The sequence below is a fragment of the Amycolatopsis sp. NPDC104819 genome, assembly GCF_055583145.1.
In genome coordinates this window covers 122229-130815 of the sequence record NZ_JBVJON010000018.1, presented here as the reverse complement: position 1 = coordinate 130815, position 8587 = coordinate 122229, and the positions used below count along the sequence as shown (strand labels likewise).

At 70.1% G+C, this 8587-nt stretch carries 9 protein-coding genes; 6 read left to right on the top strand and 3 right to left on the bottom strand.

The features are described 5' to 3' along the window. The first annotated feature begins 148 nt into the window (after window positions 1–148). Window positions 149–1054: a haloalkane dehalogenase gene (locus tag ACZ63E_RS40885; RefSeq protein WP_465341693.1), complete on the top strand. Its 906-nt coding sequence runs from the start codon at window positions 149–151 to the stop codon at window positions 1052–1054. Further along, complete coding sequence (locus tag ACZ63E_RS40880; RefSeq protein WP_465341692.1) at window positions 1047–1691, top strand: class I SAM-dependent DNA methyltransferase; 645 nt, start codon at window positions 1047–1049, stop codon at window positions 1689–1691. The genes ACZ63E_RS40885 and ACZ63E_RS40880 overlap by 8 nt, the downstream gene beginning before the upstream one ends. 55 nt (window positions 1692–1746) lie before the next feature. On the opposite strand, the gene ACZ63E_RS40875 is transcribed toward ACZ63E_RS40880, so the two are convergent. Then, complete coding sequence (locus tag ACZ63E_RS40875) at window positions 1747–3039, bottom strand: aspartate aminotransferase family protein (protein ID WP_465341691.1); 1293 nt, start codon at window positions 3037–3039, stop codon at window positions 1747–1749. Between the two features lie 121 nt (window positions 3040–3160). On the opposite strand from ACZ63E_RS40875, the gene serS reads away from it, so the two are divergent. Next, a complete protein-coding gene (gene serS / locus ACZ63E_RS40870) occupies window positions 3161–4423 on the top strand; it encodes a serine--tRNA ligase (RefSeq protein WP_465341690.1) in 1263 nt (420 codons plus the stop codon). Window positions 4424–4494: 71 nt separating this feature from the next. Then, window positions 4495–5496, top strand: coding sequence for a DUF3558 family protein (locus tag ACZ63E_RS40865; RefSeq protein WP_465341689.1), 1002 nt, complete (start codon window positions 4495–4497; stop codon window positions 5494–5496). Here ACZ63E_RS40865 and lhgO read toward each other — a convergent pair. Then, window positions 5493–6677: an L-2-hydroxyglutarate oxidase gene (gene lhgO, locus ACZ63E_RS40860; protein ID WP_465341688.1), complete on the bottom strand. Its 1185-nt coding sequence runs from the start codon at window positions 6675–6677 to the stop codon at window positions 5493–5495. The two genes, ACZ63E_RS40865 and lhgO, sit on opposite strands and share 4 nt — an antisense overlap. An 80-nt stretch (window positions 6678–6757) precedes the next feature. Between lhgO and ACZ63E_RS40855 the strand changes: the two genes are divergently transcribed. Beyond that, window positions 6758–7366, top strand: a complete 609-nt coding sequence (locus tag ACZ63E_RS40855) for a TetR/AcrR family transcriptional regulator (RefSeq protein ID WP_465341687.1) — start codon at window positions 6758–6760, stop codon at window positions 7364–7366. Beyond that, window positions 7363–7848, top strand: coding sequence for a nuclear transport factor 2-like protein (locus tag ACZ63E_RS40850; RefSeq protein ID WP_465341686.1), 486 nt, complete (start codon window positions 7363–7365; stop codon window positions 7846–7848). Before ACZ63E_RS40855 ends, ACZ63E_RS40850 begins: the two co-directional genes overlap by 4 nt. Here the strand turns inward: ACZ63E_RS40850 and ACZ63E_RS40845 are convergent. Next, window positions 7829–8587, bottom strand: a complete 759-nt coding sequence (locus ACZ63E_RS40845) for a helix-turn-helix domain-containing protein (protein WP_465341685.1) — start codon at window positions 8585–8587, stop codon at window positions 7829–7831. The two genes, ACZ63E_RS40850 and ACZ63E_RS40845, sit on opposite strands and share 20 nt — an antisense overlap.

Sequence of the window (8587 nt, the reverse complement as noted above, 5' to 3'; positions counted from 1 at the left end):
AGAGCACTTCCCCCGGGGGAGCGTTGTCGTCGAGGCCACGCACCTTGGCTTGGCTCTTTTGGTGGCGGGCGACATCTCTTGCCCTGGGTTGGAACCCGGGCCACGCGGTGCGTGCCCCGCCTCTTCCGTTCGCACTAGCGTGGGGTTCGTGCGCCTGCTGAGGACACCGGACGACCGGTTCACGGACCTGCCCGACTTCCCCTTCGAGCCGAAGTACGTCGAACTCGACGACCCGCACGGCGGCGTGATCAGAGTGGGGTACGTGGAGGCGGGCCCGGCCGACGGGCCGCCGGTGCTGCTCCTGCACGGCGAGCCCAGCTGGTCGTTCCTCTACCGGAAGATGCTTCCGGTGCTGGCCGCCGCCGGGCTCCGCGCGATCGCGCCGGACCTGGTCGGCTTCGGCCGCTCCGACAAGCCCGGCGACATGGTCGACCACACCTACGCCCGGCACGTGAACTGGATGCGCGGGTTCGCGTTCGACGCCCTCGACCTGCGGGACGTCACGCTCGTCGGCCAGGACTGGGGTGGCCTGATCGGCCTGCGCCTGGTCGCCGAGCATCCGTCGCGGTTCGCGCGCGTGGTGGCGGCCAACACCGGCCTGCCGACCGGCGACCACGACATGCCGGCGGTGTGGCACGCCTTCCGCGAGGCCGTCGAGAAGGCCCAGGTGCTGGACGTCGCCCGGCTCGTCGAGTCGGGCTGCAAGTCTGCTCTGTCGGATGAGGTCCGCGCGGCGTACGACGCGCCGTTCCCGAACGAGATGTACAAGGCCGCGCCGCGGGCGATGCCCGGCCTGGTGCCCTACCGGCCGGACAACCCGGCGTCGGCGGCCAACCGCGCGGCGTGGGAGACGCTGACGGAGCTGGAAATCCCGTTCCTGGTGGCCTTCTCCGACGGCGACCCGATCACCGGCGGGATGGCCCCGGTCCTGCAGCGCTCGCTGAAGGGCGCGCAGGGGCTGGTGCACCCGGTGATCCAGGGCGCGGGGCACTTCCTGCAGGAAGACGCGGGTGAGGAGCTGGCCGAGCACGTGGTGCGGTTCGTCCGTGGCTGAACCCGGCTACGTGATCGAGACCCGGACGGCGTACGACACGGTCGCCGACTCGTACGCCGAGACGCTGCGGGACGCGCTGGACGCCAACCCGTGGGACCGGGCGATGCTGGGCACGTTCGCCGAGCTGGTCGGCCCGGCCGGCCCGGTCGGCGACCTGGGCTGCGGCCCGGCCCGGCTGACGGGCCACCTGGCGTCGCTCGGCCTGGACGTCTTCGGCGTCGACCTCTCACCCGGCATGGTCGCCGCGGCCCGCCGGGCGCACCCGGAACTGCGCTTCGAAGTCGGTTCGCTGGAGGCGCTGCCGCTCGACGACGGGAGCCTCGCCGGCGCGCTGGCGTGGTACTCGCTGATCCACACCCCACCGGAGCGGCTGCCGTCGGTGGTCGCGGAGCTGGCGCGGGTGCTGGCCCCGGGCGGCCGCCTGCTGACGGCGTTCCAGGTCGGCGACGAACGCCGTCACGTCTCCCAGGGGTACGGCCACGAGGTCTCCCTGGACGCGTACCGCCTGCAGCCGGACTTCGTGACCGGCCTGGCCACCGCGGCGGGCCTGGCGGTGGAGGCCCGGCTGGTGCGAGAGCCCGAAGGGCCGTTCGAAAAGACCCCGCAGGCGTACCTGCTGTTCCGCAAGCCCGGCTGAGCAGGCCCGAAAGTGTCGGGCCTGCTCAGTAGGCTGGAATCGGGGGCTGCTCAGGTCAGGACAGGGCCGCGTGGGTGGCCGCGAGCGCGTCGACCAGGATGTCCAGGCCTTCCTGGGCCTCGTCCGCCGTCAACGTCATCGGCGGCCCCAGCCGGAGCACGTTCCCGTGCAGGCCGCCCTTGCCGATCAGCAGCCCGCGCTTCTTCGTCTCCTCCAGCATCCGAGCCGCCGCGGCCACATAAGGCTTGGTGGTCCCCGGCTCGACGAGCTCGACGCCGATCATCAGGCCCTTGCCGCGCACCTCGGCCACGATCGGCGACCCCGCGGCTTGAAGCCCGGAGATGAGCTGCGTCCCCCGCGCGGCACAGTTCGCCTGCAGGTCGTGGTCCTTGATGTAGTCGAGCACCGCCGTCGCGCCGGCCATGGACACCGGGTTGCCGCCGAAGGTCGAGAACGACTGGGCCTGGAAGCAGTCCAGCACGTCGCCGCGAGCCACCACGCCACCCACGGCGAGGCCGTTCCCGAGGCCCTTCGCGAACGTCATCATGTCCGGCGTCACGCCGTGCGCGTCGATGCCCCAGAAGTGCTCGCCGGTCCGGCCCCAGCCGGTCTGGACCTCGTCGGAGATGAACAGCACCCCGTAGGAGTCGAGCACCTCCTTCATCGCCCGGAACAGCCCGTCCGGCGGGAGGCTGAAGCCGCCGACACCCTGGATCGGCTCGGCGATCAGGCACGCGACGTCGCCCGCCGTCGCCGTGTCGAGCACGTCGACCAGGTCCGCGACGCAAGCCTTGATGTAGTCCGCGTCCGACATGTCCCGGAACGGGCTGCGGTACCGGTAACCACCGTGGACGTAGTTGACCTTCACCGGGCTCAGCGCCGACGCCGACCAGCCGCGGTTGCCGGTGATCGCGACCGTCCCGAACGACCGGCCGTGGTAGGAGTTGCGCATCGCCAGCACCTGGTTGCTGCGCCGGAACTGCGTCGCGAGCATCAACGCCGTGTCGTTCGCCTCGCTGCCGGAGTTCGTGAAGAACACCTTGGCGTCCGGGATGTTCGACAGCTTCGCGATCCGCTCGGCCAGCTCGACCTGCGAGCGGATCAGGTACAGCGTCGAGGTGTGCAGGATGCCGGTGTCGAGCTGCTTGCGGACCGCGTCGCCGATCTCGGCGACGTCGTAGCCCATCGAGTTGGTCAGCACCCCGGCGAAGAAGTCGAGGTAGGTGCGGCCCTGCGAGTCGGTCATCCGCCGGTCGTGCGCGTGCACGATCTCGATCGGCTCTTCGTAGAGCAGCGACATCCAGGACGGCATGACTGCGCGGTGCCGGGCCAGCAGCTCGTCGGACATCAGACGCCTCCTCCGGTGGTTTCCCTGGAGTATGAGGAGCCCGCGAACAGCGCTTCAACGATCAGACTGTCGGGATAACCCAGTAGGGACGCACAGTCTGTACGGACTACCCTCAGTCCTCGTGATTGACCCCAGGACTCTGCGCGATGACCCGGAAGCCGTGCGCGCGTCGCAGCGCGCCCGTGGTGAAGACGAGGGAGTGGTCGACAAGCTGCTCTCCCTCGACACCCGGCGCCGCTCTTCCATCGCGGCCGCGGACAAGCTGCGCAACGAGCAGAAGCTCCTGGGCAAGCAGATCCCGAAGGCCCCGCCGGAAGAGAAGCAGCAGCTGCTGGCCACGGCCAAGGAGCTCGCCGCGCAGGTCAAGGCGGCCGAGGCGGAGCAGAACACGTCGTCGGAGGAGTTCGACCAGCTCTTCCGGACCGTGCCGAACCTCGTCCACCCGGATGCGCCGGTCGGCGGCGAAGACGACTTCACCGTCGTCAAGCACGTCGGCGAGCCGGTGAAGTTCGACTTCACCCCGAAGGACCACCTCGAACTGCTCGAAGCGCTCGGCGGCGTCGACATGGAACGCGGCGCGAAGGTCTCGGGCTCGCGGTTCTACTTCCTCACCGGCGTCGGCGCGCAGCTGCAGCTCGGCCTGCTCAACATGGCCATCGCGCAGGCGCTCGAGAACGGCTTCACGCCGATGATCACGCCGTCGCTGGTGCGTCCGGAGATCATGGCCGGCACCGGCTTCCTCGGCCGGCACTCGAGCGAGATCTACCACCTCGAGGACGACGACCTGTACCTCGTCGGCACGTCGGAGGTGCCCCTCGCGGGCTTCCACGCCGACGAGATCCTCGACCTGAACGACGACGCGAAGCGCTACGCGGGCTGGTCGTCCTGCTACCGCCGCGAGGCCGGCTCGTACGGCAAGGACACCCGCGGCATCATCCGCGTCCACCAGTTCGACAAGGTGGAGATGTTCGTCTACACCAAGCCGGAGGACGCCGAGGCCGAGCACGAGCGGCTGCTCGGCTGGGAAGAGCAGATGCTCGCGAAGATCGAGGTGCCCTACCGGGTCATCGACACCGCGACCGGCGACCTCGGCACGTCCGCGCATCGCAAGTTCGACTGCGAGGCGTGGATCCCGACCCAGGACACCTACCGCGAGCTGACCTCGACGTCCAACTGCACGACGTTCCAGGCCCGCCGGCTGTCGGTGCGCTACCGCGGCGAGAACGGCAAGCCGCTGATCGCCGCGACGCTCAACGGCACGCTGGCCACCACCCGCTGGATCGTCGCGATCGTCGAGAACCACCAGCAGGAGGACGGCTCGGTCCGCGTGCCGAAGGCGCTGCGGCCGTTCGTCGGCGGCCAGGAAGTCCTCAGCCCCCGCTGAATCGGGGTTATGCCACGTGCGCACCCGTTCGGCCCAGTAAGGTCCGGGCCGAACGGGAGAGGACTCTTCGCATGCGCATGAAGTGGCAGGTCGCGGTGGCCCTGGCGGCCCTGACCGTGGTGTCCGGCTGCACGGTGGCCGTCGGCGGCTCGGCGTCGCCGGTGCCCGGCCAGGGGCCGGTCGTCAAGAACGTCGACGCCTGCACGCTGCTCGACGAGTCCCAGCTCGACGCGCTCGGTTACGAGACCAAGGGCCGTTCGGTGCCGGAGGTCAAGGACCGGAACCAGACAGCGATGTGCCTGTGGAACACGAAGGACGACATCGAGCCGTCGGCGATCCTGAACGTCGGCTACACGACGGACATCGACTTCAACGAGTACATCGCCGGCGCCGTCCCGAAGGGCGAACCGCAGCAGATCGCCGGGTTCAGCTGGCGGCAGTACCCGTCGATCCTCGCCGACGACTGCGTGCTCTACGCCATCCTGGGTGACCAGTCCTTCGCGTACGTGAGTGTGTCCGAGCCGCCGCTCGAGAAGTCGTGTGAACTGGCGAAGACGGTCGTCCCGCAGGTCGCGGCGCACCTGCCGGGCGGGCAGGACGCGCCGTCGATCACGCCGACCGCCCCGGCGAAGACCGAGCCGGGCGGGCCGCTGCTTTCGGCCGACCCGTGCGCGATGCTCAAGCCCGACCAGGTCGCGCAGCTGAAGAACATCGCGCCCACCGGCGAAAAGGACACGTCGTCCACGGTGCCCAACGCGTCCTACTGCCTGTGGGACGACACCGACGGCAGCGAGGGCCAGAAGGCGTTCGAGGTCTGGTTCGGCCCGAGCACCCCGGTGGCGGACTGGCCGGGCGTGAACGGTGTCAAGCCGCAGGAAACCGTCGACGTCGGCGGCAAGCAATGGGGCGTCTACCCGAACCTGGGCGGCCTGCGCGTGACCTGTGGCGCGTACCTGCCGATCACCGAGACGTCGTCGGTGCAGGTGGTCAGCGGGTTCATCGGCGACGACACCAAGACCTGCGACCTCGTCAAGCAGGGCCTGCCGCTGGTGACCGCGAACCTGCCGGGCTAGGCCGACACCTGGTCCGCGATGTGGCGCGCGATCTCCAGCGCGCTCGTCGCGGCCGGCGACGGCGCGTTCAGGACGTGCACCTGGTCGCGCGCGGTCTCGATGAGGAAGTCGTCGACGAGCGAGCCGTCACGGCGCATCGCCTGCGCGCGCACGCCGGAGCCGTGCCGCACGATGTCGTCCTCGGTGACGGCCGGGACGAGCCGCGCGAGGCTGGCGGCGAACCGCTTCTTCGAGAACGAGCGCCGGACCTCGTCGAGCCCGGTCGGGAACGCGTACTTCTTCGCGAGCCGCCAGACGCCGGGGAAGACCGCGACCTCGGCGACGTCCTTCGCGGAGAAGTCACCCCAGCGGTAGCCCTCGCGGCGCAGCGCGAGCACGGCGTTCGGGCCCGCGTGCACACTGCCGTCGAGCATGCGGGTGAGGTGCACGCCGAGGAACGGCAGCGTCGGGTCCGGCACCGGGTAGATCAGGCCCTTGACCAGGCCGCGGCGCTCGGGCTTGAGCTCGTAGTACTCCCCGCGGAACGGCACGATCTTCGCCGACGGCGTCAGCCCGGCCAGCCGCGCGACGCGGTCGGAGTGCAGGCCGGCGCAGTTGACGAGCCCGTCCGCGACGATGACGTCTTCTCCGGTCGCGACCTCGACGCCGCCGTTCGCCCCGGCGCGGATGGCCAGCGCGGGGCTGTTCAGGCGGAGGTCGACGCCGGCTTCGTCGAGCAGCCGGACGAGGGCTTCGCAGACACCGGGGAAGTTGATGATCCCGGTGGATTCGACGCGCAGCGCGGCGACGCAGGCGACCTCGGGCTCGTACTCGCGGGCTTCGGCGGGAGAGATCTTCTTCGCCGGGACGCCGTTGGCCTCGGCCCGCTCGGCGAGCGTGTTCAGCGCCGGGAGCTCCTTCTCGTCGGTCGCGACGACGAGCTTCCCGCACACCTCGACCGGCACGCCGTACTGGCGCGCGAAGTCCACGATGGACCGGTTCCCGGCGACGGACATCCGCGCCTTGAAGGAGCCGGGCTTGTAGTAGAGCCCGGCGTGCACGACGTTCGAGTTGTGCCCGGTCTGGTGCGCCGCCCAGCGCGGCTCCTTTTCCAGCACGGTGACGTCCAGCCCGCGCCTGGTCAGCTCCCAGGCCACGGCCAGTCCGACGATCCCGCCCCCGACGACCACCACGTTGCGCACGATCGACCAGGCTACGCGAGTGCCCGCCGGGTGCTGTTCCCTGGCGGAACCTGACAGCTGTCAGGTACGATACCTAACAAATGTCAGGTAAGCGATTGACCCGAGAAGCGCGCCGCGAGCGGATCCTCACCGCGGCGGGCGAGGTGTTCGCGTCGGCGGGATACGACGCGGCGGGCATGCGTGAGGTCGCCGCGGCGGCCGGCATCAGCACGCCGGTGCTCTACGACCACTTCCCGGCGAAAGCGGAGCTGTACGCGGCCCTGCTGGAGTCCGAAGTGGACGGCTTGCTGGCGGGCTGGGCCGCGCTCCCGCCGTCGGACGACCCGGAGGTTCTGCTGCGCAGCCGCGTCTCGGCGATCTTCGCGTGGATCGAAACGCACGAACGCGGCTGGCGGATGATCTTCGCCGAGACGCCGTCGGACCCGGCGGTGGCCTCGGTGCACCGCACGGGCCAGGCGCGGGCGACGGCCAACCTGGCCGCGTTGTTCCACGGCGTCCCGCTCGACCTCACGGCCCGCATCCCGCGTCCGCTGGCCGACGAGGTCCTGGCGGAAGCCTGCAAGAGCGCGCTCAACGCGGTCGCGACGTGGTGGTGGGGCCACCGCGAGGTGCCGCGCGAAGAGGTGGTCGCGCTGACGGTGGACCTGCTCTGGCGTGGGCTCGCCACACTGGTCAAGGGGGAGAGATGAGCACGGAGAACTACCGGCTCGCCGCGGAAACGGGCGACGTCGACCTGGCGATGACGGCGTTCGCGCCGGCCGCGGTGCTGCATTCACCGCTGACGTCCCGGGTGCGCTTCACCGGCCACGCGCAGCTGCGGCCGCTGATCGAGGTGGCGTACGCGCACCTGTCGGAGATCCGCTTCCACACGGACATCGGAGACGCCCGAACGCGAGTGGTGGTCTACACGGCCCTGCTCGGCGGCGAGCCGATCGAGGAGGCGGCGCTGCTCCGGCTGGACGGCGAGGGTCTGATCGAAGAGGCGACGCTCTTCGTGCGGACGTTGCCGGGGCTGGTGACGTTGATGGACCGCTTCGGCCCGGACATCGCGAAGCGCAACGGCCGCCCCCTGGCGGCGCGGGTGGTGAGCGTGCTGACCAAGCCCCTGCTGGCGATGGTGCGCTCCGGCGACCGGCACGCGGTCCCGCTGGTCAGCGGCCGGGCCGGCTAGGTGTCCGAACTCGTGGACACTGCTCGTCCACGATGTCCCAGGATTCAGCGCCGTCGAGTTCCTTCGCGAGTCGCGCGATGAAATCCGCGGACTCGTGCGGGCTCATCGCGACCGCTTGGATCCCCCTGACGGCGGAGCGGTACTTTTGAACATCGTGATCGTCGGGCACGAATGCGCCGGAACTCAGGTGTTCGAAGTACACGACGGCGCTCTTGTCCGGGAACGAGTACAAGATGAAGGGCCCGGCGATTCCCGGATGCTCGGGCTCGACGATGATGCGCCGCCGCTCCATCCGCACCATCACCTTGTGGTCGATCTCGTACCCGGATGACGACCAGGAGCGGAAGAGCGCGCGGGCGTAGTCGGGCGTCTGGAGCAGGCCGGGAATGCCCATCGCCGACCACTCGATGATCGAGCTGGCCGCCTTCTCGCATTCGATCACGGCCGCGAGCTGCATTCCGGGCCTGCCGCAGGTGATCCAGCCCGGTTCCGAAGCCCCTTTGACCAGGCCGAGGATCTGCTGCTTCCGCGCGCCGACCACGCCCAGCGCACCAAGGACCGCTGTCACGTCCTCCAGGCGAGGGGTTCGCTGGCCGTACTCCCACTGGCTGATCAGCTGGAAGTCGACCCCGATCCGGCGGGCCAGTTCGCGGACACCGAATCCCGCCTCCGTGCGCGCCTCGCGCATCGATGCCGCGAGAGTTCGTATTCGCGGCGTGACGGTGACCGTCCTCGGCAT

What these genes read in the sequence shown, in the direction of transcription:
- ACZ63E_RS40845 (WP_465341685.1), bottom strand. Translation starts at nt 8,587, where the DNA reads ATGCCGAGGACGGTCACCGTCACGCCGCGAATACGAACTCTCGCGGCA.
- ACZ63E_RS40865 (WP_465341689.1), top strand. Translation starts at nt 4,495, where the DNA reads ATGCGCATGAAGTGGCAGGTCGCGGTGGCCCTGGCGGCCCTGACCGTG.
- ACZ63E_RS40875 (WP_465341691.1), bottom strand. Translation starts at nt 3,039, where the DNA reads ATGTCCGACGAGCTGCTGGCCCGGCACCGCGCAGTCATGCCGTCCTGG.
- ACZ63E_RS40855 (WP_465341687.1), top strand. Translation starts at nt 6,758, where the DNA reads ATGTCAGGTAAGCGATTGACCCGAGAAGCGCGCCGCGAGCGGATCCTC.
- ACZ63E_RS40850 (WP_465341686.1), top strand. Translation starts at nt 7,363, where the DNA reads ATGAGCACGGAGAACTACCGGCTCGCCGCGGAAACGGGCGACGTCGAC.